Origin of the sequence: Streptomyces sp. CB01201, from assembly GCF_002803085.1 — a bacterium.
In the GTDB taxonomy this organism is placed as follows: Bacteria; Actinomycetota; Actinomycetes; order Streptomycetales; family Streptomycetaceae; genus Streptomyces; species Streptomyces hundungensis.
In genome coordinates, this window is the sequence record NZ_NNBJ01000005.1 from 40,251 (window position 1) to 62,578 (window position 22,328).

At 71.8% G+C, this 22,328-nt stretch carries 21 protein-coding genes; 19 read left to right on the forward strand and 2 right to left on the reverse strand.

What is annotated here, in order from left to right; all coding sequences use genetic code 11:
- Positions 1–36 precede the first annotated feature (36 nt).
- The 8 genes from CG740_RS12385 to CG740_RS12420 all read left to right on the forward strand — a co-directional run bounded on the left by CG740_RS12385 (position 37) and on the right by CG740_RS12420 (position 8,402).
- Complete coding sequence (locus tag CG740_RS12385; RefSeq protein ID WP_100575136.1) at positions 37–1,197, forward strand: lipid II:glycine glycyltransferase FemX; 1,161 nt, start codon at positions 37–39, stop codon at positions 1,195–1,197.
- Positions 1,194–2,834, forward strand: coding sequence for a murein biosynthesis integral membrane protein MurJ (murJ, locus tag CG740_RS12390; protein ID WP_100575137.1), 1,641 nt, complete (start codon positions 1,194–1,196; stop codon positions 2,832–2,834). The genes CG740_RS12385 and murJ overlap by 4 nt, the downstream gene beginning before the upstream one ends.
- Positions 2,835–2,868: 34 nt before the next feature.
- Entirely contained in the window at positions 2,869–3,558 is a 690-nt protein-coding gene (locus CG740_RS12395) for a response regulator transcription factor (protein ID WP_100575138.1), read from the forward strand.
- Positions 3,555–5,021, forward strand: a complete 1,467-nt coding sequence (locus CG740_RS12400; protein ID WP_100575139.1) for a sensor histidine kinase — start codon at positions 3,555–3,557, stop codon at positions 5,019–5,021. Before CG740_RS12395 ends, CG740_RS12400 begins: the two co-directional genes overlap by 4 nt.
- Positions 5,018–5,512, forward strand: a complete 495-nt coding sequence (locus CG740_RS12405; RefSeq protein WP_100575140.1) for a hypothetical protein — start codon at positions 5,018–5,020, stop codon at positions 5,510–5,512. The genes CG740_RS12400 and CG740_RS12405 overlap by 4 nt, the downstream gene beginning before the upstream one ends.
- 154 nt (positions 5,513–5,666) lie before the next feature.
- Positions 5,667–6,269, forward strand: coding sequence for a hypothetical protein (locus CG740_RS12410; protein ID WP_159030283.1), 603 nt, complete (start codon positions 5,667–5,669; stop codon positions 6,267–6,269).
- A 115-nt stretch (positions 6,270–6,384) separates the two neighbouring features.
- Positions 6,385–7,158: an alpha/beta fold hydrolase gene (locus tag CG740_RS12415; RefSeq protein ID WP_100575142.1), complete on the forward strand. Its 774-nt coding sequence runs from the start codon at positions 6,385–6,387 to the stop codon at positions 7,156–7,158.
- Positions 7,159–7,169: 11 nt separating this feature from the next.
- Complete coding sequence (locus CG740_RS12420; protein ID WP_100575143.1) at positions 7,170–8,402, forward strand: cytochrome P450; 1,233 nt, start codon at positions 7,170–7,172, stop codon at positions 8,400–8,402.
- Here CG740_RS12420 and CG740_RS12425 read toward each other — a convergent pair.
- Entirely contained in the window at positions 8,399–9,142 is a 744-nt protein-coding gene (locus CG740_RS12425) for a hypothetical protein (RefSeq protein WP_100575144.1), read from the reverse strand. The genes CG740_RS12420 and CG740_RS12425 overlap by 4 nt on opposite strands.
- Before the next feature lie 104 nt (positions 9,143–9,246).
- Here CG740_RS12425 and ggt point away from each other — a divergent pair, with 104 nt between their 5' ends.
- From ggt to CG740_RS12480, 11 genes are all read left to right on the forward strand, one after another.
- Positions 9,247–11,061 carry a gamma-glutamyltransferase gene (gene ggt, locus CG740_RS12430; protein WP_100575145.1) on the forward strand — a complete coding sequence of 605 codons (1,815 nt, stop codon included), beginning with the start codon at positions 9,247–9,249 and terminating at the stop codon, positions 11,059–11,061.
- Positions 11,062–11,240: 179 nt separating this feature from the next.
- Positions 11,241–11,960 (forward strand): glycoside hydrolase family 75 protein, encoded by a 720-nt coding sequence (locus CG740_RS12435; RefSeq protein ID WP_100575146.1) that lies wholly within the window; start codon positions 11,241–11,243, stop codon positions 11,958–11,960.
- A 79-nt stretch (positions 11,961–12,039) separates the two neighbouring features.
- Positions 12,040–12,300 carry a helix-turn-helix domain-containing protein gene (locus CG740_RS12440; protein WP_100575147.1) on the forward strand — a complete coding sequence of 87 codons (261 nt, stop codon included), beginning with the start codon at positions 12,040–12,042 and terminating at the stop codon, positions 12,298–12,300.
- A complete protein-coding gene (locus CG740_RS12445) occupies positions 12,297–12,812 on the forward strand; it encodes an NUDIX hydrolase (protein ID WP_100575148.1) in 516 nt (171 codons plus the stop codon). Before CG740_RS12440 ends, CG740_RS12445 begins: the two co-directional genes overlap by 4 nt.
- An 85-nt stretch (positions 12,813–12,897) precedes the next feature.
- Positions 12,898–14,148: an alginate lyase family protein gene (locus CG740_RS12450; RefSeq protein WP_234376213.1), complete on the forward strand. Its 1,251-nt coding sequence runs from the start codon at positions 12,898–12,900 to the stop codon at positions 14,146–14,148.
- A gap of 73 nt (positions 14,149–14,221) precedes the next feature.
- Positions 14,222–14,761, forward strand: coding sequence for an HAD family hydrolase (locus CG740_RS12455; RefSeq protein ID WP_100575149.1), 540 nt, complete (start codon positions 14,222–14,224; stop codon positions 14,759–14,761).
- Positions 14,762–14,896: 135 nt separating this feature from the next.
- Entirely contained in the window at positions 14,897–15,739 is an 843-nt protein-coding gene (locus tag CG740_RS12460) for a nitrilase-related carbon-nitrogen hydrolase (RefSeq protein ID WP_100575150.1), read from the forward strand.
- Positions 15,736–17,019 carry an aspartate aminotransferase family protein gene (locus CG740_RS12465; protein ID WP_100575151.1) on the forward strand — a complete coding sequence of 428 codons (1,284 nt, stop codon included), beginning with the start codon at positions 15,736–15,738 and terminating at the stop codon, positions 17,017–17,019. Before CG740_RS12460 ends, CG740_RS12465 begins: the two co-directional genes overlap by 4 nt.
- 83 nt (positions 17,020–17,102) lie before the next feature.
- Positions 17,103–18,506: a dihydropyrimidinase gene (gene hydA / locus CG740_RS12470; protein WP_100575152.1), complete on the forward strand. Its 1,404-nt coding sequence runs from the start codon at positions 17,103–17,105 to the stop codon at positions 18,504–18,506.
- A 12-nt stretch (positions 18,507–18,518) separates the two neighbouring features.
- Positions 18,519–19,520, forward strand: coding sequence for a TIGR03842 family LLM class F420-dependent oxidoreductase (locus tag CG740_RS12475; RefSeq protein WP_100575153.1), 1,002 nt, complete (start codon positions 18,519–18,521; stop codon positions 19,518–19,520).
- A gap of 66 nt (positions 19,521–19,586) precedes the next feature.
- A complete protein-coding gene (locus tag CG740_RS12480; RefSeq protein ID WP_100575154.1) occupies positions 19,587–21,101 on the forward strand; it encodes an NCS1 family nucleobase:cation symporter-1 in 1,515 nt (504 codons plus the stop codon).
- Positions 21,102–21,157: 56 nt separating this feature from the next.
- On the opposite strand, the gene CG740_RS12485 is transcribed toward CG740_RS12480, so the two are convergent.
- A complete protein-coding gene (locus CG740_RS12485; RefSeq protein ID WP_199846418.1) occupies positions 21,158–22,213 on the reverse strand; it encodes a lipoate--protein ligase family protein in 1,056 nt (351 codons plus the stop codon).
- Positions 22,214–22,328: the final 115 nt, after the last annotated feature.

A 22,328-nucleotide genomic window follows, 5' to 3' on the forward strand; every position in this document is an offset into this window, starting at 1 on the left:
GGACCGACGACGGGGCGCACTTGGGAGGCCACGGACGTGTCCGCACTGCTGGTGACCGATGACCGGGACCAGGACGCCGGGGTCCGCGGCCTCGGCACCGCCGAGTACCGCTCGTTTCTCGCGAGCCGCGCCGACGTCAGTTTTCTGCAATGTCCCTCGTGGTCCGACGTGAAGGACCAATGGGTTGCGGAAAGGGTCGGATGGTCCCTTGACAACGGCGAATTGACCGGCGCCGCCCAGATCCTCTACCGGCAATTCCCCGGCACCCGCAAATACTTCGCCTATCTGCCGGAGGGCCCGGTGGCCGACTGGGCCGACCCCGAAATCGACCGCTGGCTCCAGCCGTTGCTGCGCCATCTGCGCAGGGCCGGCGCCTTCGCGGTCCGGATCGGGCCCACGCCCGCCTACCGGCGCTGGGACGCCGCCCGCCTCAAGGCCGCCACCGGAGCCGGCCGCCGGATCGGCGACATCCTGGCCACCGAGGTGGACCCGCTCGGCTCCGCCGTCGCCGAGCGGCTGCGCACCCGCGGCTGGCGACGCTGCGGCGGGGACGACGACGGCGACGCCGACGCACAGCCCCGCCACGTCTTCCGGCTGGCGCTCGCGGGGCGCGGCACCGAGCAGCTGTGGGCCGGGCTCAACCAGGAGTGGCGCCGCAATGTGCGCACCGCGCACAAGGCCGGGGTGCGGACCGTGACCGGGACCGCCGCCGACCTCCCCGAGTTCTACCGGCTCCTGCGGATCACCGAGGAGCGCGACGGCTTCCGGCTCGGCCGCTCGCTCGCGTACTTCCAGCGCCAGTACGAGGCCCTCAACGCCGAGCAGCCCGGCCGGATGCGGCTGTACCTGGCCGTCCACCGGGGCGAGGTGCTCGCCGCGCACACCATGATCACGGTGGGGCGGCGGGCCTGGTACCAGACCGGCGCCTCCGCCGACCACCGCCGCGAGGTCCGCCCCAGCAATGCGCTCCAGTGGCAGATGATCCAGGACGCCCACGCGCTCGGCGCCGAGGTGTACGACATGCGCGGGGTACCCTCCACTCTTGATCCGCAGGACCGGCCCTTCGGCCTCCTGCGCTGGAAACTCGGCACCGGCGGGCAGGTCGTCGAGACGCTGGGCGAGTGGGAGACATCCATGGGCGGGACCACCAACAACGCGCTGTACCGCGCCTTCCAGGCGTATCTGGCGCGCCGGTGACCGCGACCGCGACGGCCGCCGTCGGCAAGGGATCCGCCCTCCTGCGCAGCAGCGCGCTGATGGCGGCGGGCTCCGTCGTCTCGCGCGCGACCGGCTTCGTACGCTCCGCGGTCGTCGCGGCGGCGCTCGGCGTCGGACTGCTCGGCGACGGCTACGCGGTCGCCAACAACGTCCCCAACATCCTCTACATGCTCCTCATCGGCGGCACCCTCAACGCGGTCTTCGTGCCCGAGCTGGTGCGCGCCGCCAAGGAGCACGCCGACGGCGGGGCCGCCTACACCGACCGCCTCATGACGGCCTGCACCACCGCGCTGGTCGCCGTCACCGCGCTCGCGGTGGTCGGGGCCCCCTGGATCGTCGGCGCGTACACCGACTACAGCGGCGGCCAGGCCGACCTCACGATCGCGCTCGCCCGGTACTGCCTGCCGCAGATCCTCTTCTACGGCCTGTTCACCCTGTTCGGCCAGGTCCTCAACGCGCGCGGCCGGTTCGGCGCCATGATGTGGACGCCGGTGCTCAACAACCTTGTCGTCATTGGGGTGTTCGGGCTCTACCTCGCCCTCGCCGCAGGCGGCTCGGGCACGCTGAGCGCGGGCGATGCCCGGCTGCTCGGCTGGGGCACCACCGCGGGCATCGTGGTCCAGGCCCTCGCCCTCGTGCCCTCGCTGCGCTCGGCCGGCTTCCGCTGGCGCCCCCGCTTCGACTGGCGCGGCAGCGGACTCGGGCGGCCGCTGCGCTCGGCGGGCTGGGCGGTGCTGCTCGTCGTCTCCAACCAGCTCGCGTACTGGGTGGTGACCCGGCTCGCCACCACGGCCGGGCACCGCGCCGAGCACGAGGGAATCGCCGGGGGAGCGGGATACACCGCGTACACCAACGCCTATGTGCTCTGGATGGTGCCGCACGGCATCGTCACCGTCTCCCTGGTCACCGCGCTGATGCCGCGGATGAGCCGGGCCTCGGCGGAGGGCGACCTCGCGGGGGTACGGGCGGACGTCTCCTACGGCCTGCGGACCTGCGGCGCGATAATCGTCCCCGCCGCCTGCGCGCTGTTCGCGCTCGCGCCCTGGATCCTCGGTTCGGTCTTCGAGTACGGCAGGACCGGCGCCGCCGACATCACGGTCATGGCGGGCATGCTCATGGCCTTCGCCCCCGGACTGATCGCGCTCTCGGGACAGTACGTGTTGTCCCGCGGCTTCTACGCGCTCGGCGACACCCGCACCCCGTTCCTGCTCAACCTCGTCATCGCCGGGGTCAACGCGGCCCTCACCGTCGTCGCCTACCTCGCGCTGCCCCCGCGCTGGGCCGTGACGGGCATCGCCGGCGCCTACACCGTGGCACTCCTGGCCGGGCTCGCGGCCACCGCGTACACCCTCAACCGCAGGCTCGGCGGGGGTCCGCTGCTGCGCTCGCCGGCGCTCCTCGCGCATCTGCGGCTGCTGCTCGGTGCCGTGCCCGCCGCGGCGCTCGGCCACGCGGCGGCCCGCTGCGCCGACGGGCTCGGCAGTGTCGCCGCGGCCGGCGCCGGAACCATGACGCTCGTCGTCGCGCTCGCGCTGCTGGCCCGGCCGCTGGGGCTCACCGACATCAACGCCGTGCTCGACAAGGTGCGCGGCGGCGGCAGACACCGAGCCCGGTGACGGGACAAATGAGACGGTTGGGATACTGACGCCTATGCCTCGCGTGCTCCTCATAGAAGACGACCCCTCCGTTCGCGAAGGGGTCGAGCTCGGGCTGCGCAGGCGCGGCCACGAGGTGCTGGCCGCCGGGACCGGCGAGGCCGGGCTCGCCTCGCTCAAGTCCTTCCACCCGGATCTGGTGCTGCTCGACCTGATGCTGCCCGGCATGAACGGAGTCCAGGTCTGCCGGAAGATACGCGAGACCAGCCAGCTGCCGATCATCATGCTCACCGCGCGCGGCGACGACTTCGACGTGGTGATCGGCCTTGAGGCCGGCGCCGACGACTACATCGTCAAGCCCGCACGGACCGAGGTCATCGAGGCCCGCATCCGGGCCGTACTGCGCCGCCTCGCCGACCCCGTCACCCGCTCGGGACCGGAGTTCCACGGCGAGCTGGCCCTGGACCGGGCGGGTCTGACCGCCGCCAGGAACGGTGAACGCCTCGCGCTCGCGCCCTCCGAGCTGAAGCTCCTGCTCCACCTGGCCGCCTCGCCCGAGCAGGTCTTCAGCCGCCAGCAGCTCCTCGAATCGGTGTGGGAGCACAGCTACCACGGCGACGCCCGACTGGTCGACGCCTGCGTGCGGCGGCTGCGCCAGAAGCTCGGCGACACCGCGGGACCCGACGGCGCGCCCCGCTACATCCAGACCGTGCGCGGCTTCGGCTACCGCTTCGGGCCGCTGTGAGGTTCCCCCTCCGCCGCCGCGGCCTGCGCCCCGGACTGCGCACGCGTCTGATCGCGGCCTTCCTCCTGGTGGCCGCGATCAGCGCGGTCACCACCGCCGCCCTCACCTACCAGTCGGCCCGTTCCGCCATCCTCAAGCAGGCCCAGGACCAGGCCGTCGAGCAGTTCCGCGAGCAGATAGCCAACGAGTACTTCTCGCTGCCCACTTCCACCGCCGCGTTGCAGAACGCCTGCCGCACCCTGGCCCGGGCCGGAAAGCCGCACCCCTGGTTCGTGTTCGCGGAGTACGGCACCCTGCGCGCCTCCTCCACCAACCGGCCCACCTCCACCGTGATCACCGACGAGCTGCGCCGCAAGACGCACGCGAACGCGCACGGCTCGTTCCAGCGGGTGATCCGGGACGGCACCCCGTATCTGACCATCGGCATGCCGGTGATGTTCGACAGCTTCACCGAGCAGCGCAGCGGGGTCTATCTGTACGCCGTGATGGACCTCAAGGCCGAGGGCGTCACCATCCAGGCCATGGTCACGGCGGCCAAGAACGGCGCGCTGCCCGCCCTCGCGATCGCCGTGGTCCCCGCCCTGCTCGCCGCCCGCAGCGTGCTGCGCCCGGTGCGCGATCTGCGGCGGGCCGCCAGCAGCATGGGCAAGGGCCGGCTCGACACCCGCATCGAGGTCAAGGGTTCGGACGAACTCGCCGATCTGGCCTGGACGTTCAACGAGTCGGCGGAGGAACTGGAGCGCTCCGTCGAGGAGTTGCAGAAGGCGGAGGCCCGGGCGAGGCGCTTCGCCTCCGACGTCTCGCACGAACTGCGCACCCCGCTGGCCGGCATGCTCGCGGTGACCGAGGTCCTCGACGAGGACGCCGACGGGCTCGACCCCGACACCGCACGCGCGGTGCGCCTCATCTCGGCCGAGACCGGCAAGCTCGCCAACCTCGTCGAGGACCTGATGGAGATCTCCCGCTTCGACGCCAAGGCGGCCGAGCTCAACGCCGATGAGGTGGACGTCGCCGAGACCATCCGCAAGACCCTTCAGCGACGGCACTGGCAGGACCGTGTGATCACCCAACTCCCGGACGGCGTAAGGGCGATGATCGACCCGCGGCGCTTCGACATCGTGGTGGCCAACCTGGTCGGCAACGCCCTGCGGCACGGCTCGGAGCCGGTGACCGTACGGCTGCGACCGGGGTCCGGCGACGGCCCCCTGGTGGTGGAGGTCGCCGACCGGGGGCCCGGCATCGACGCGGCGGTGCTGCCGCACATCTTCGACCGCTTCTACAAGGCGGACGCGGCCCGTACCCGCTCGGCGGGCAGCGGCCTCGGGCTCGCGATCACGCTGGAGAACGTACGGCTGCACGGCGGCACGGTCCGGGCCGCGAACGGGCCGGAGGGCGGCGCGGTGTTCACCGTCGAGCTGCCCGCCGGTGTGCTCGGCGCCGCCCCCGTGGAGGCCGCCCGATGAGGTCGAGGCTCGCCGGCCTTCGGGCGCTCGCCGCACTCGCCCTGCTGCCCGCCGGGCTGCTCGCGGCGGGCTGCGGCATCCAGTCCACCGATGTCGTCGCGGTGGGCGACCCCGCGACCGCGCAGGCGATGCCGCCCCCCGACGGATCGACCGTGCTCTACTTCGTGGGCCCCGACGGATTGATGCCCGTCGTGCGCCCGGGCGCCTCCCAGCCGCTTCTGCCCCTGCTCTTCGCGGGCCCGGACCAGGACGAGCGGGCGGTCGGTCTGCGCAGTGAACTGCCGCCGCTGCGGGGCCCGTTGAAGATGACCGTCGGCGAGGGCGGCGTGACCCTGGTGCTCGGTCAGGACGTATCGGGCCTCACCCCGACCGCACAGCGCCAGATCGCCTGCACAGCGCTCCAGGTGTCGGCGCGCGGCCCGGGTCTGCGGGCGACGATCCTCGGCAACGGATCCCCGAGCTCGCTCAGCCCGCTCGCCTGTTCACCCTGAGCCGGCCGCCGGGCCGTGACCGCACCGGGCCGTGACCGCGCCACGCCGTGACCGCGCCGGGCCGGTGAACGAGGCACGGATCGGTTGACTTCAATTCAGTAAACCCATGGGTAACACTCTGGCGCCGGGGCCGCCGACCCACCAAGCTCTGCGTGTGGAGAATTCAGCCAACGCCGCGCGGCCCACGGCCGCCCCGATCGTCCTCGGGCTGCGCCCCGCCCTGCGGTGGATCCCGCTCGCCTCGGTCGTGGCGCTCGGGGCCTGGTACCTGGCGGTCGCCGCGATCTTCGACGGCCCCAACGGGGGCGTCGCGGGCCCGGTGATGGCCGTCTCGGGTGTGGCCCTGCTGGTCGTCGCCGTCACCTTCGTGGGCTATCTGCTGCGCCCGCTGCGCATCGACGTGGACATCGACGCGCTCACCGTGCGGCTGCCGACCTGGCTCGCGGGACGGGTCGACTGGGACGAGGTGAGCGCCGTGACCGCCGTCGCCGTGCGGACCGGCCGGCACGTCCGCCGCTTCCTCGTCGTGGACCTGCGCTCACCGGCGCTGCCCCACGTCAGCCGCCCCCGGTCCATGTACCGGCGCCTGGCCCCCGTGCTCGGCCGCGCGAAGGGCGCGCACGGACTCTGCTTCGAGGAGCAGCTCTTCGACTTCGACGCGGCCCAAGTCCTCACGGTAGTGGGCCGGTTCGCGCCCGCCGAGGTCGTCGTCGAGGACCGCACGGCGGAACCGGCCGACACCCACTGGCAGTTCTGACCGGCTTCTTGCCTCGTGGCAGGGCGACCGCCACCGTGTACGCGTACGTCTCGCACGCCGACAGCACCACCGCGAGCACGTACGCCGACGACCGCTGCCCGGAATCGGAGTGCCCATGGCCGGATTCACGCTGCCCCACACCCTCCACGGCGACGGCCCGCACCGGGTCGTCGCCGTGCACGGCTGGCTCGCCGACCGCGGCGACTACGCCGCCGTGCTGCCCGACCTCGACGCCGCCGTGTTCACCTACGCCTTCGTCGACCTGCGCGGCTACGGGGAGGCCAGGAACGCCTCGGGCGCGTTCACCACGAGCGAGGGGGCCCAGGACGTCCTCGGTCTCGCCGACCGGCTCGGCTGGCACCGCTTCTCGCTGATCGGGCACTCGATGGGCGGCGCCGTCGTGCAGCGCGTGCTCGCCGCCGCCCCCGACCGGGTGCGGCGCATGGTCGGCATATCGCCGGTCCCGGCCAGCGGCATGCCGATGGACGAGAAGACCCGCGCCCTGTTCACCGGGGCCGCCGAGCATCCGGCCAAGCGCCGGGCGATCATCGACCTCACCACCGGCGGCGACCGCCCCGACGCCTGGCTCGACCGGATGACCCGGCGCTCGATGGAGCGCAGCGACCCCAAGGCATTCCGTGCCTGGCTCGACTCCTGGTCGGGCGAGGACTTCCACGAGGAGACCGAGGGCTCCCCGGTGCCCGCCCTCGCGGTGACCGGCGCGCTCGACCCCGCCATCAACGCCGAGTTCCTGCGCGGCACTTGGCTGCGCTGGTACCCGGCCGGCCAGCTCGTCGAACTGCCCCTCGCCGGGCACCACGCCATGGACGAGGCCCCGCTCGACCTGATCCGTACCGTCGAGGACTTTCTGCGGGCCGACCATGTCTGACCCGGTCCGCCATGGCTGAGTTCCCCGACGTCTTCGATCCCCGCCCCTACGCGGCAGGACCGCCGCACGCCGCCTACCGCGAGCTGCGCGACCGTCACCCGGTCGCGTGGCAGGCCGAGCCCGAGGTGCTCGGCTGGCCCGCCGGGCCCGGCTTCTGGGCGGTCACCCGGCACGCGGACGTCGTACGCGTCCTCAAGGACGCGGGCACCTTCTCCTCGACGCTGGGTGCCACCCAGATCCGCGACCCCGACCCGGCGGACCTGCCGTTCATCCGCCGCATGATGCTCAACCAGGACCCGCCCGAACACGGCGTGCTGCGCCGCCTGGTGAGCCGCGCCTTCACCCCGGGACGCGTCGAGCGCTTCGAGGCCCTCGCGCGCGAGCGGGCCCGTGCCCTGCTCACCGGCGCCCGTGCCGGAGCCGAGGACGGCGTCATCGACCTGGTGGCCGACGTCACCGACGACTACGCGCTGCTCAACCTCACCGACCTGCTCGGCGTTCCGCCCGGCGACCGCGGCCTGCTCCTGGAGTGGACCGAGCGGGTCATCGCCTACCAGGACCCGGACGTGCCCCCCGTGCGCGGCCCCGACGGAAGGCCGGTCAACCCGCGCTCGCCCGCGATGCTGGCGGAGATGTTCGCGTACGCGCAGGAGCTGGCGGCCTACAAGCGCGAGCGGCCCGCCGACGACATCATGACCTCGCTCGCACATTCCCGGCTGGCCGACGCGGAGCTGGAGATGTTCTTCTTCCTGCTGACCGTGGCGGGCAACGACACCGTCCGCTCGGCGGCCCCGGGAGGGCTGCTCGCCTTGGCCCAACATCCGTCCGCACGACTGTCGTTGATGGAGCGTCAGGTTCCGGTGGACACGGCGGTCGAGGAGCTGCTGCGGTGGCATCCGCCGGTGCTGAGCTTCCGGCGCACCGCCGCCCGCGACGCCGTCCTGGCCGGGCAGCGCATCGCGGCGGGCGCCAAGGTCGTCGTCTTCCACGCCTCCGCCAACCACGACGAGCGGGTCTTCGCCGACCCGCACCGCCTGGACCTGGCCCGCAGCCCGAACCCGCACGTCTCCTTCGGGGACGGCCCGCACGTCTGCCTCGGCGCGCACTTCGCCAGGCTGCAACTGAGGGTGCTGCACGAGGAGGCGCTGCGCGTCCTGCCCCGCACGGAACTCGCGGCGCCGCCGCGCCGGCTCGTCTCCCACTTCATCAACGGCGTCAAGTCGCTGCTCGTGCGGGTGGATTAGCCGGTGGCACGGTGCGAGGTGCGGATGGCCGGGGCGGGCTCCTGGGCCGCCCGGGTCACATCGGCGACGAGTTCGACCACATCGGGGCCGTACGCCTGGGAGTTGACGACCTTGAGGAGCAGGCAGAACGAGCCGTTGCCGTGCTTGCGTGCCAACTGGGCGTGGTTCCGCGCGAGATAGCGGGTCGCGGCCTGGTTGTTGATCGCGCGCTGGCCGCAGAACAGGAACACCGGCCGGGCTTCCTGGCCCACCGTGATCCGGGCGAGGAGTACGTATTCGGCGACCCCGTGGTCCATCGTGTAGCGCTCGGTGCCGACCTGGAACGAGCCCCGATGGGGCCCCGGTTCGGTGTCCACGTTGACCTTCACGCCAGGCAGCAGTGAGGCGAGGTGCGCCGCGGTGCGCCGGTTCGAGTACGGACCCCCCACGCAGAACTCGGTGCGTTCACCGAAGCCCTGCTGGGCGAGTTCACCCTGGATGATCTGCGTGTGGGCCCCGCAGTCCTTGATGAGCGAGGAGAGTTCGAGCAGCGCGAACACGTCGTAGCGGTGCACCGCCCCGTCGAGCCCAGCCTCCCGGTTGACGACGAGAAGGCACTCCGAATTTCCCGGCAGCCCGAAGAACGCCTGCTTGCGTCGGAGCTTCCGCTTCCAGAGGTAGGTGCGGGTGAGCCACCCGAACGCGGCGCTTATGCCCGCGGCCACCACGCCGAGCACGATGTTGCGTACGTCGTCATTCATGGGCGCGCATGCTAGCGGGAGTTCGCCCGCTCGTTCGACGTGCTCATGACGTCACCCGAGGGACGGCGCTACGCTGCGCGGACGTTCGCCAACGGGAGGTATGCATGCGTCGTCCTGCTGTCCGCACCCTGTCCCTCCTCGCCGCGGCGGCCGCGGTGGCGGCCTCGGTCGCGGCCGCCCCGCCCACGACGGCCGCGCCGCCGGGCCGTACCCCCGCCAAGGTGCCGGAGGCGGTCGGCTACGGGGGAGCGGTGTCGAGCGTGGACGCCGACGCGTCCGCCGCCGGCCTGGAGGTCCTCAAGAACGGCGGCAACGCGGTGGACGCTGCCGTCGCCACCGCCGCCGCCCTCGGCGTCACCGAGCCGTACTCCTCGGGCATCGGCGGAGGCGGCTACTTCGTCTACTACGACGCGGCCTCCCGATCCGTGCACACCCTCGACGGCCGCGAGACCGCGCCCGGCTCCGCCACCTCCTCACTGTTCCTGGAGAACGGCAAGCCGCTGCCCTTCGCGGACGCGGTGACCAGCGGGCTCAGCATCGGCACCCCGGGCACCGCCGCCACCTGGGACCGGGCCCTGGACGCCTGGGGCAGCACATCGCTCGGCACGCTCCTCAAGCCCGCCGAACGGCTCGCACGGAGCGGGTTCACCGTCGACGACACCTTCCGCTCGCAGACCAAGGACAACCAGGCCCGGTTCGCCGACTTCCCCGACACGGCCAAGCTGTTCCTGCCGGGCGGGCAGCTCCCGGTGGTCGGCTCCACCTTCAAGAACCCCGATCTGGCGCGCACCTACGAGGAGTTGGGACGCAAGGGCGTCGACGCCGTCTACCGGGGCGACCTCGGCGCGGACATCGTCCGTACCGTGCGCAAGCCCCCCGTCGACCCCAAGTCGACCCGCAAGGTGCGCAGTGGCGATCTGACCCGGCAGGACCTGCGCGCCTACCAGGCCAAGTTCCGGGCGCCCACCAAGGTCGGCTACCGCGGGCTCGACGTCTACGGCATGCCCCCCTCCAGCTCCGGCGGCACCTCGGTGGGCGAGGCGCTCAACATCCTGGAGCGGACCGACCTGTCGAAGGCCTCGGACGTCCAGTTCCTGCACCACTACATCGAGGCCAGCCGGATCGCGTTCGCCGACCGGGGGCGCTGGGTCGGCGACCCGGCGTTCGAGAAGGTGCCGACCCGGGGGCTGCTCTCGCAGCGCTTCGCCGACTCGCGGGCCTGCCTGATCAAGGACGACGCGGTCCTGACCAGCCCGCTCGCGCCCGGTGACCCCCGCGACCCGCAGGCGTGCGGGACGTCCGGCGCCGCGTCCCCGACCACGTACGAGGGCGACAACACCACGCATCTAACCGTCGCCGACAAGTGGGGCAACGTCGTCGCGTACACGCTCACCATCGAGCAGACCGGCGGCAGCGCGATCACCGTGCCCGGCCGGGGCTTCCTGCTCAACAACGAGCTGACCGACTTCTCCTTCGCCCCGGCCAACCCGGCCGTCCACGACCCGAACCTGCCGGGCCCGGGCAAGCGGCCGCGCTCGTCCATCTCGCCGACGATCGTGCTCGACCGGCACGGCAAGCCGGTGCTCGCGCTCGGCTCGCCGGGCGGCGCGACCATCATCACCACCGTGCTCCAGACCCTGGTCAACCACCTGGACCGGGGCATGCCGCTGGTCGCCGCGATCGCGGCGCCGCGCGCGAGCCAGCGCAACGCGGCACGGACCGAGCTCGAACCGGCGCTCTACAACAGCCCGTTGAGGGCGCAGTTGGAGGCGCTCGGCCACTCGTTCACGCTGAACCCGGAGATCGGGGCCGCGACCGGAGTGCAGCGGCTGCCCGACGGCCGCTGGCTCGCGGCGGCCGAGACCGTGCGGCGCGGCGGCGGCTCGGCGCTCGTGGTCCATCCGAGTGGAAAGCAGTAGCCGCGGCTGAAGCCGCCCAGGAGGCCCATGGCCCCGACCTGAACGGCCGGGAGCCAGGGGCCTCTTGTCGTGGGCGGGGCGGCAGCGGTGCGGGCCGAAGATCGGATCGGTCGCACAACGGGTAAGGACGCATTCCTGACAAACGGCCAAGAACGCATTCCTGACAGAAGGGTTCTTCCGTGCGCTCCAGAACGCTCGCCCTCGCCGCGGCATCCGGCGTCGCTCTGCTCTGTGCGGTCGCGCTCCCGGCGACCGCGCAGCCCGCCACCGCGCCCGCCGGCCGCGCCGCCGACCCGTCCGGCCGGACGCCCGCCGGCCCGGTCGGTGCGGCCGAGCTCCTCGCCAAGGTGCAGACCTGTGCCCAGATCTCCCACGGCAAGTACCGGACGGATCCCAAGGCAGAGGCCACCGTCCCGGTCTGCGGCAAGAACGGGGCGGTGTTCTGGCAGGCCGACCTGGACGTCGACTGCGACGGCCGGGCGACGGCCGCCTGCAACAAGGCGACGGACCCGTGGTTCCAGCCCGACACCCGCTTCCACCAGTCGAACGACAAGCCCCTCGACGCGGAGAAGGTGTCGTACGTGGTGGTGCCGAACGCGAGCCCGCTCTGGAACTACAGCGCCTCCGGAATCAAGGGCGGCGGTGTGGCCGCGGTCGTCTACGGCAACCGGGTCGAGTACGCGGTCGTCGGCGACACGGGCCCCAAATCCGTCATCGGCGAGGCGTCCTACGCCACCGCCAAGGCGCTGGGCATGGATCCGAGCCCGAAGACGGGCGGCGCCGAATCCGGCGTCACCTACATCCTGTTCCAGAACTCCCGGGCCGAGCCGATCGAGAGCCACGAGGAGGCGGTGACCCTGGGCCAGGACCTGGCCCGGCGGTTCGTGGCCGCCAACTGACTCCCCGCTCCAGCCGTCGATCACCGTCCCGCAGCCCACCCCGACCGGACTCCGCCGGACAGGCCCTAGACTCGGCCGTATGGTCCGCACCCCACTCACCCCCGCGGAGCGCGAACGAGGCGAGCGGCTCGGCCGCCTGTTGCGTTCGGCGCGCGGGGATCGCAGCATGACGGAGATCGCGGCGGCGGCGGGCCTCTCCGCCGAGACCCTCCGCAAGATCGAGACGGGCCGCGCGCCCACCCCCGCCTTCTTCACCGTGGCCGCCCTCGCCTCGGTCCTCGGTCTGTCCATGGACGAGATCGTGAGCATGTGCGCGATGCCCCCGGCGGTCGCCGCATGAGCCCGGCGAAGACACGGACCCCCCGGGACGCCGCGCGGATCGTCGTCCGCGACGCGCTCGGCGCGGTGTTCCTGCTCTGGTACGACAACGAAGAGGTCGGCCCGCACTGGGCGACGCCCGGCGGCGGCCTGGACGCGGGGGAGTCCCCGCGCGAGGGCGCCCGCCGCGAGCTGCGCGAGGAGACCGGCTGGGCCGACCTCGAACCGGGCCCTGCGCTGTGCACCTGGACCCATGACTTCACCCGGGCCGGAGTGCCGGTGCGCCAGTTCGAGCACATCTATCTCGCCGACGCCCCGGACATCCGTCGCGAGATCGGCCCCGGCCTGGCGGAGGAACACCGCGCGGACGGCATCCTCGGCTGGCGCTGGTGGGCGCCGGAGGAACTGAGGCATACCGACGAGCAGATCTGGCCGCCCCAGCTGCACGCCCTGCTCGACGGCTGGACGCCCGGCGATCCGCCGGTGGAGCTCGGCTACGTCCCCGTCCACGGCCTGTCGGACACCGTCGGCTGACACCCGGCCCACCCCGCCGGGAGCGGGCTGCCTGTTCGGCGCAACAGATCCTGCGCCGACGCGTGCCCCGGGCGACCGTGGGAGCGTGGTCAATCCGTCTCAGTCCCCCCGCCGCCGGCGCCGCCGTCCGCTGCGGGCGACCGCCGTCCTGGCCCTCGGCGCGCTCGCGCTGCTCGCGGCCTGCACCCCCGACCCGCATGCCGCGGCCTCCGCCGCCGGGCACCCGGACCCCGCGACGCTGGTGTTCCACCACCCCGGCGTCGTCGTCGGCCGAGGCCAGCTCGACACCGTGCGGCAGAAGGTGCGGGCCGGGCAGGAGCCGTGGAGCTCGGCGTTCGAGAAGATGCGGGCCAGCCGCTACGGCTCGCTGCGCTATGTCCCGCACCCCGCCGAGGTGGTGCCCTGCCCGCCGAACGCGGGGCCGCCCGCCTGCCTCGCCGAGCGCGAGGACGCCATCGCCGCGTACACCCAGGCCCTGCTGTGGTCGGTCAACGGCGACGAGGCCCACGCCCGGAAGGCCGTGGAGATCATGGACGGCTGGGCGCAGGTGATGAAGCGGCACACCGAGGGCAACGCCGACCTCCAGACCGCCTGGGCCGGCTCCACCTGGGCCCGGGCCGCCGACATCGTGCACGCGGGCTATCCGCAGTGGCAGGCCCCGGCCGTGCAGCGCTTCAAATGGATGCTGCGCAAGGCGTACCTGCCCGCCGTCACCGCCAAGGTCCCCGATTACAACGGGAATTGGGAACTGGCGATGACGGACGCGGCCATCGGCATCGCCGTGTTCGTCGAGGACCACCAGATCTTCAAGGACGCCCTGGACCGCTACCGGGCCCGGGTGCCCGCCTACTTCTACCTTAGCTCCGACGGCAAGCTGCCCAACCCGCCGCCCGGCGGCTCGATGACCACCCCTGACAAGCTGGCGACGTACTGGTTCGGCCAGCGCACCTACGCGGACGGGCTCGGCCAGGAGACCTGCCGCAACCTCATGCACGTCGGGTACTCCCTCGCCGCCTCCGCCCATATCGCCGAGACGGCCTGGCAGCAGGGCATCGACCTGTACGGGCCGACGGCCGAGCGCCTCAAGGCGGCGGCCGAGTTCCACGCCCGCTACCAGCTGGGCGAGCCGGCCCCGAGCTGGCTGTGCGCCGGAAAGATCGAGCGGACCATGGGCCCGGACGTCGAGGTGCTGCTCAACCACCTCCAGAACCGGCTGCATATGACGCTCCCCGAGACGCGCAGGCTGGCCGAGCAGCAGCGCCCGGCCGGCACCGACGACCTCTTCGTCGCCTGGGAGACGCTGACCCACGCACAGAATCCGGGCACACCCGTCTGATTCCAGCCGGATTCAACAGAACGTTGAAGATTGGGGATTGAGCTGCCGGGCGGCCTGGGAATGGTCCCGAGCAATGGACACGACCCGCCGCACCCGGCCAGACGACCGCCCGCGCCGGCCCAGCGCCGCCGCCTTCTTCGACGTGGAGGGCACCCTGCTCGCCGTGCCGGGCCTGGCCGGCCTCGCCGGGCCGCTCGGCCGGCTCTGGCACCCGCCGGTGCTCGCCGCCCTGCACGCCCATGCCGCGCTCGGGCACCTCGTGGTGCTCGTCGCCCTCGCCGGCGCCGCCGAGCTGGGCCCCATAGCGCGTCAGCTCGCCCCCGACGCTGTGCTCTGCTCCCGCCCCGGGGCCCCCATGATCGGCCAGGGCAAGGGGTACGCGGCCCGCGCCCTGCTGCGCGAGCACGGCATCCCGGCCAGGCGCTGCCATGCGTACGCGGACGAGGCGGCGGACCTGCCGCTGCTCGCGGAGGTGGGGCACCCCGTGGTGGTCGGCGACGACCCGGTACTGCTCCGCCACGCCCGGCGCGGCAACTGGGGGCGCCTGCCGGGGCCGAGTGCCGCACGAAGTGACGCCGTGTCAGCTCTGGGGGATCGGCCCACCCCTGGCTGACCTGTGTCGCCACGATTGGCCTCGCCGAAGCCGCGATGGTCTTGCCACGGTGCGTAACGCGCCTTACGGTCTCATCCACACGCGGATCTACGCGTGTGGATTTGGCTGGCTGACGACCCGTCGAAGGAGCAGCTCATGGCCAATGTCGTGCGCGCCGCACTGGTTCAGGCGACCTGGACCGGCGACACCGAATCCATGATCGCCAAGCATGAGGAACACGCCCGCGAGGCGGCCCGGCAGGGCGCGAAGATCATCGGCTTCCAGGAGGTGTTCAACGCCCCCTACTTCTGCCAGGTGCAGGAGGCCGAGCACTACCGCTGGGCCGAACCCGTCCCGGACGGCCCGACCGTCACCCGGATGAGGGAACTCGCCCGGGAGACCGGGATGGTCGTCGTCGTCCCGGTCTTCGAGATCGAGGGCGAGGGCTTCTACTACAACACCGCCGCCGTCATCGACGCCGACGGCAGCTACCTCGGCAAGTACCGCAAGCACCACATCCCCCAGGTCAAGGGCTTCTGGGAGAAGTACTACTTCAAACCGGGCAACCTCGGCTGGCCGGTCTTCGACACGGCCGTCGGCAAGGTCGGCGTGTACATCTGCTACGACCGCCACTTCCCGGAGGGCTGGCGCCAACTCGGCCTCAACGGGGCCCAGTTGGTCTACAACCCGTCGGCCACCTCGCGCGGGCTCTCGGGATACCTCTGGCAGCTGGAGCAGCCCGCATCGGCCGTCGCCAACGAGTACTTCGTCGCCGCGATCAACCGCGTCGGCATCGAGGAGTACGGCGACAACGACTTCTACGGCACCAGCTACTTCGTCGACCCGCGGGGCCAGTTCGTCGGCGAGGTCGCCAGCGACAAGGAGGAGGAACTCCTCGTCAGGGACCTCGACTTCGGGCTCATCGAGCAGGTCCGTCAGCAGTGGGCCTTCTACCGCGACCGCCGTCCCGACGCCTACGAAGGCCTGGTGAAGCCGTGACCCGCCCCCTGTACGACCGCCACCGTGCCGTCCTGCCCGACTGGCTCGCGCTCTACTACCGGCAGCCCATCGAGATCACCCACGGCGAGGGCCGCCACGTCTGGGACGCGGACGGCAACAAGTACCTCGACTTCTTCGGCGGCATCCTCACCACGATGACCGCCCACGCGCTGCCCGAGGTCACCAAGGCCGTCGCCGAACAGGCCGGCCGGATCATCCACTCCTCGACCCTCTACCTCAACCGGCAGATGGTCGAACTCGCCGAGCGGATCGCCCAGTTGTCGGGCATCCCCGACGCGCGGGTCTTCTTCACCACCTCCGGCACCGAGGCCAACGACACCGCGCTGCTGCTCGCGACCGCCTACCGGGGCTCCAACCAGATCCTCGCGATGCGCAACAGCTACCACGGCCGCTCCTTCAGCGCGGTGGGCATCACCGGCAACCACGCCTGGTCGCCCACCGGCCTCTCGCCGCTCCAGACCCTGTACGTGCACGGCGGCGTCCGCGCCCGGGGACCCTACGCGCACCTCAGCGACAGCCAGTTCATCGAGGCCTGCGTCGCGGACCTCGAAGACCTCCTCGGCCACACCCGCAACGTGGCGGCCCTGATCGCCGAGCCCATCCAGGGCGTCGGCGGCTTCACCTCGCCGCCCGACGGCCTGTACGCCGCGTTCCGCGAGGTCCTCGACCGGCACGGCATCCTGTGGATCACCGACGAGGTGCAGACCGGCTGGGGCCGCACCGGCGACCACTTCTGGGGCTGGCAGGCCCACGGCCGCAGCGGGCCGCCCGATCTGCTCACCTTCGCCAAGGGCATCGGCAACGGCATGTCCATCGGCGGCGTCGTCGCCCGCGCCGAGGTCATGAACTGCCTGGACAGCAACTCCATTTCGACCTTCGGCGGCTCCCCGGTCACCATGGCCGCGGGCCTCGCCAACCTCTCCTACGTCCTCGAACACGACCTCCAGGGCAACGCCCGCCGCGTCGGCGGACTGCTCATCGAGCGGCTGCGCGCCATCTGCGCCCAGCTTCCCGTGGTCCGCGAGGTGCGCGGCCGGGGCCTGATGGCCGGCATCGAGCTGGTGCATCCCGGCACGGACCGGGCCAACCCCGAGGCCGCCGCAGCGGTCCTGGAAGCCGCCCGCGAAGGCGGCCTCCTCATCGGCAAGGGCGGCGGCCACGACACCAGCGTGCTGCGCATCGCGCCACCCCTCACCCTCACCGTCGCGGAGGCCGAAGAAGGCGCGGCCATCCTCGAACGCGCCCTGCGCACTGTGTAGTTGGGCGTCCCGCTGATCGCCCAGCGGGACGTGAACAAGCACGAGTACGAGCACTTGCACGTGTACGAAAGGGAGCTCCACCCATGAGTACCCGCACCCTCATCCGAGGCGGCCTGGTCATCACCGCCGCCGACGAGACGCACGCCGACGTACTGATCGAGGACGGCCGGATCGCGGCCATAGCGGCACACGGCTCCACCGTGGCGCAGGGCTGGACCGCGGACCGGGTCATCGACGCCACCGACCGGTACGTCATCCCGGGCGGCGTCGACGCCCACACCCACATGGAACTGCCCTTCGGCGGGACCTTCGCCTCCGACACCTTCGAGACCGGCACCCGCGCCGCCGCCTGGGGCGGCACCACCACCATCGTGGACTTCGCCGTGCAGTCGCAGGGCCAGCCCCTGCGGGCCGGCCTGGACGCCTGGTACGCCAAGGCCGACGGCCAGTGCGCCATCGACTACGGCTTCCACATGATCCTCTCCGACGTCAACGAGGGCTCCCTCAAGGAGATGGACCGCCTGGTCGAGGAGGGCATCACCTCCTTCAAGCTGTTCATGGCCTACCCCGGGGTCTTCTACAGCGACGACGGGCAGATCCTGCGCGCCATGCAGCGCGCGGAGTCCAACGGCGGCCTGATCATGATGCACGCCGAGAACGGCATCGCCATCGACGTCCTGGTCGAGCAGGCGCTCGCCCGGGGCGAGAGGGATCCCCGCTATCACGGCGAGGTCCGCAAAGCCCTCCTGGAGGCCGAGGCCACCCACCGGGCGATCCAGCTCGCCCGGGTCGCGGGCGCCCCGCTCTACGTCGTCCACGTATCGGCCGAGGAGGCCCTGGCCGAACTCGCCACCGCCCGCGACAAGGGGCTGCCGGTCTTCGGCGAGACCTGCCCGCAGTATCTCTTCCTGTCCACCGACAACCTCGCCGAGCCGGACTTCGAGGGCGCCAAGTACGTATGCTCAACTCCCCTGCGGCCCAAGGAACATCAGGCCGCGCTGTGGCGGGGGCTGCGCACCAACGACCTCCAGGTGGTCTCCACCGACCACTGCCCGTTCTGCTTCACGGGGCAGAAAGAACTGGGCCGGGGCGACTTCTCCAAGATCCCCAACGGCCTTCCCGGCGTCGAGAACCGCATGGACCTGCTGCACCAGGCGGTCGTCGACGGCCACATCACCCGCCGCCGCTGGATCGAGATCGCCTGCGCCACGCCGGCCCGGATGTTCGGCCTCTACCCGAAGAAGGGCACCCTCGCCCCCGGCGCCGACGCGGACGTCGTCATCTACGACCCGCACGCCGAGCAGACCGTCTCCGCCGAGACGCACCACATGAACGTCGACTATTCGGCGTATGAGGGCAAGCGGCTGACCGGGCAGGTCGAAACGGTCCTCTCGCGCGGTGAACTCGTCATCGAGCAACGGAAGTTCACGGGCCGGGCCGGACACGGCGGCTACGTCCCGCGCGCCACCTGTCAGTACCTCGGCTAGGAGCACCGCACCATGGACTTCGGACTCGTCCTTCAGACCGACCCGCCGGCCGCCCAGGTCATCAGCCTCATGAAGCGCGCCGAGCGCAACGGCTTCCGCTACGGCTGGACCTTCGACTCGGCCGTGCTCTGGCAGGAACCCTTCGTCATCTACAGCCAGATCCTGGCGAACACCCAGCGGCTCACGGTCGGCCCGATGGTGACCAACCCCGGCACCCGCACCTGGGAGGTCACCGCCTCCACGTTCGCCACGCTCAACGACATGTACGGCAACCGCACCGTCTGCGGCATCGGGCGCGGCGACTCCGCCATGCGGGTGGCCGGCCGCAAGCCCAACACCCTGGCCCGGCTCGGCGAGGCGATCGGCGTCATCCGCGACCTCGCCGAGGGCCGCGAGGCCGACGTCGACGGGCAGCGCCTGCGACTGCCCTGGGTGAAGGACGGGAGGCTGCCCGTCTGGATGGCCGCCTACGGCCCCAAGGCCCTCGCGCTCGCGGGCGAGAAGGCGGACGGCTTCATCCTCCAGCTCGCCGACCCGTTCCTCACGGAGTGGATGGTCAAGGCCGTGCGCAAGGCCGCCGCCGACGCGGGCCGCGACCCCGCCTCGATCACCATCTGCGTCGCCGCCCCCGCCTACGTCGGCGACGACCTCGCGCACGCCCGCGAGCAGTGCCGCTGGTTCGGCGGCATGGTCGGCAACCACGTCGCCGACCTGGTGTCCCGCTACGGCGAGCACTCCGGCCTCGTGCCCGAGGCGCTCACCGAGTACATCAAGCAGCGCCAGGGCTACGACTACAGCCACCACGGCCGCACCGGCAACCCCGACACCGCCTTCGTGCCCGACGAGATCGTCGACCGTTTCTGCCTGCTCGGCACCGCGGACCAGCACATCGCGAAACTGCGCGAGTTGAAGGCACTGGGCGTGGACCAGTTCGCGGTGTACGCCATGCACGACGCCCGCGAGGCCGTGATCGACGCCTACGGGCAGCAGATCATCCCCGCCCTGACCCGATAGGCGCCAACTCCCGTACCCGCACGGCCCGTTCGCCCCCCTCGCCCTCCCCGAACGAATGGCCTGCCCATGACCGACACCACCGCGACAGCCGCCACCGCCGTAACCGAGGACCGCAGGTTCGCCAACGTGGACCTGCGCCCGGTACCGCCGGAGGAGCGGACCTGGACGACGTACAACTTCGCGGCGCTGTGGGTCGGCATGGCCCACAACATCCCCTCCTGGACGCTTGCTTCCGGTCTCGTCGCGCTCGGCATGGACTGGAAGCAGGCCGTCTTCACCATCGCGCTCGCCAATCTGATCGTGCTCGTCCCGATGCTCCTGACCGGACACGCCGGCCCCAAGTACGGCATCCCCTTCCCGGTGCTCGCCCGCGCGTCCTTCGGGCTGCGCGGCGCCAACCTGCCCGCGCTGATCCGTGCCGCGGTGGCCTGCTGCTGGTTCGGCATCCAGACCTGGATCGGCGGCCAGGGCATTTTCGTGCTGCTCGGCAAGATCTTCGGCGGCTGGACCGACGCCTCCCGCATCGGCGGCCAGCCCTGGACGCTCTGGCTGTGCTTCATCGTGTTCTGGATCCTCGAACTCGCCCTGATATACCGGGGGATGGAGACGCTGCGCCGCTTCGAGAACTGGGCGGCGCCCTTCGTCCTCGTCGGCGCGCTCGTGCTGCTGATCTGGATCGCCCACAAGGCGGGCGGCTTCGGGCCGCTCCTCGACCAGCCCTCGAAACACGGCTGGGGCCCCGGCTTCTGGCCGGTGTTCTTCCCCTCCCTCATGGGCATGATCGGCTTCTGGGCCACCCTGTCCCTGAACATCCCCGACTTCACCCGCTTCGGGCGGGGCCAGCGCGCCCAGGTCCGGGGTCAGACGCTCGGCCTACCCACCACCATGACCGCGTTCGCGCTCCTGTCCGTCCTGGTCACCTCCGGCTCCCAGGCGGTGTACGGGGTGCCGATCTGGAATCCGGTCGACCTGGTCGCCAAGACCGACAACGTCTTCGGTCTGCTCTTCGCGCTGCTCACCGTCCTGATCGCGACGATCTCCGTGAACGTGGCGGCGAACGTCGTGTCACCCGCCTACGACCTGGCGAACCTCGCGCCGAAGGTCATCAACTTCCGCCGGGGCGCGCTCATCACGGGTGTCGTCGGGGTGCTGATGTTCCCGTGGAAGCTGACCTCCACCCCCGAGCTGTACATCTTCACCTGGCTCGGCGTGGTGGGCGGCCTGCTCGGCACCGTCGCCGGGATCCTCATCGCCGACTACTGGGTGGTGCGCCGCACGGTCCTGGACGTCGCAGACCTGTACCGACCGGGCGGCCGCTACTGGTACACCGCCGGCTGGAACTGGCGGGCGGTGGCCGCGTTCCTGGTCGGCGGGGTGCTCGCGATCGGCGGTTCGTACTCCACCCTGGACGACAAGGGCGCGAAGGCCGGCCCGTTCCCCACGGACGGCCTCATCCCCTTCCTCAAGCCCCTGGCCGACTACGGCTGGGCGGTGGGACTCGCCTCGGCACTGCTCCTGTACGTCGTGCTGTCTGCTTCAACTGCCGCCAGGATCAGGGAGGTCGAGGCGACCCGGGCCTAGATCGCGTCCTGGCGGGCGGCCCCGCCAGGCGGCCGCCCGCACCGAGCCGTACGACCCTAGGGCACCCGCGCCGTCCACTCCTCGGTGGCGAACTTCGTCGCCGCGAGTTCGCGCGCCCGGGCCATCTCCTCGTCCGTGACACGGCCCTCGGCCAGCCCGTACCGGGAGCGGAACGACGCGATCATCCGCTCGATCACGGCCTCCCGGGGCAGCCCGGTCTGACGGCGCAGCGGGTCGACGCGCTTCTTCGCGCTGCGGGTGCCCTTGTCGGAGAGCTTCTCCTTGCCGATGCGCAGCACGTCCAGCATCTTGTCCGCGTCGATGTCGTACGCCATCGTCACGTGGTGCAGCACCGCGCCGTCGTCCGCGACCATCCGCTTCTGCGCCGCCCCCGCGATCTTGCCGGCCTCGGTCGCGATGTCGTTGAGCGGCTGGTACCAGGCCTTGACGCCCATGTCGCCGAGCGCGCTCAGCACCCAGTCGTCGAGATAGGCGTAACTGTCCGCGAAGGACAGGCCCTGCACGAGGGCATCGGGCACGGAGAGGGAGTACGTGATCGTGTTGCCGGGCTCGATGAACATGGCGCCGCCGCCGCTGATCCGGCGCACGACGGTGATCCCGTGCCGTTCGGCGCCGGCCGGGTCGACCTCGTTGCGCAGCGACTGGAAGCTGCCGATGACGACGGCGGGCGCGGCCCACTCCCACACCCGCAGCGTCGGCGGGCGCCGGCCGGCCGCGACCTCGGCGGTGATCACCTCGTCGAGCGCCATGTGCAGGGCGGGGGACTGCGGGGCCTCGTGGATCAGCTGCCAGTCGTAGTCGGTCCAGTCCGTGGCGTGCGCCAGCGCCCGGCGCACGGCGACCGCCACGCCCTCCGAGGTCAGCCCGTACATGGTGGTGCCCGGCGGCAGCGCCGCGTCGATACGGGCCGCGAGCTGGGCCGCGCCCGTGTCGGCCGGGGCGCCTTCGAGGGCCGCGTTGATCGCCAGGATCGCCTCGTCGGGTTCGAGGAAGAAGTCGCCTGCGACCGTCACGTCCCGCAGGACCCCGTCGCGACTGTCCAGATCGACGACCACCAGCTTGCCGCCGGGGACCTTGTATTCGCCGTGCACCGTTGTGCCTCCATTTGTTCCGCGCGGTCCAACGGTAGATCCCCGGGCCGCATTCCCGCGCCGGGCCACCCGCTCCGAAAGCGGCTCGCCGATTGTCAGTGGCGCGTGTTTTGCT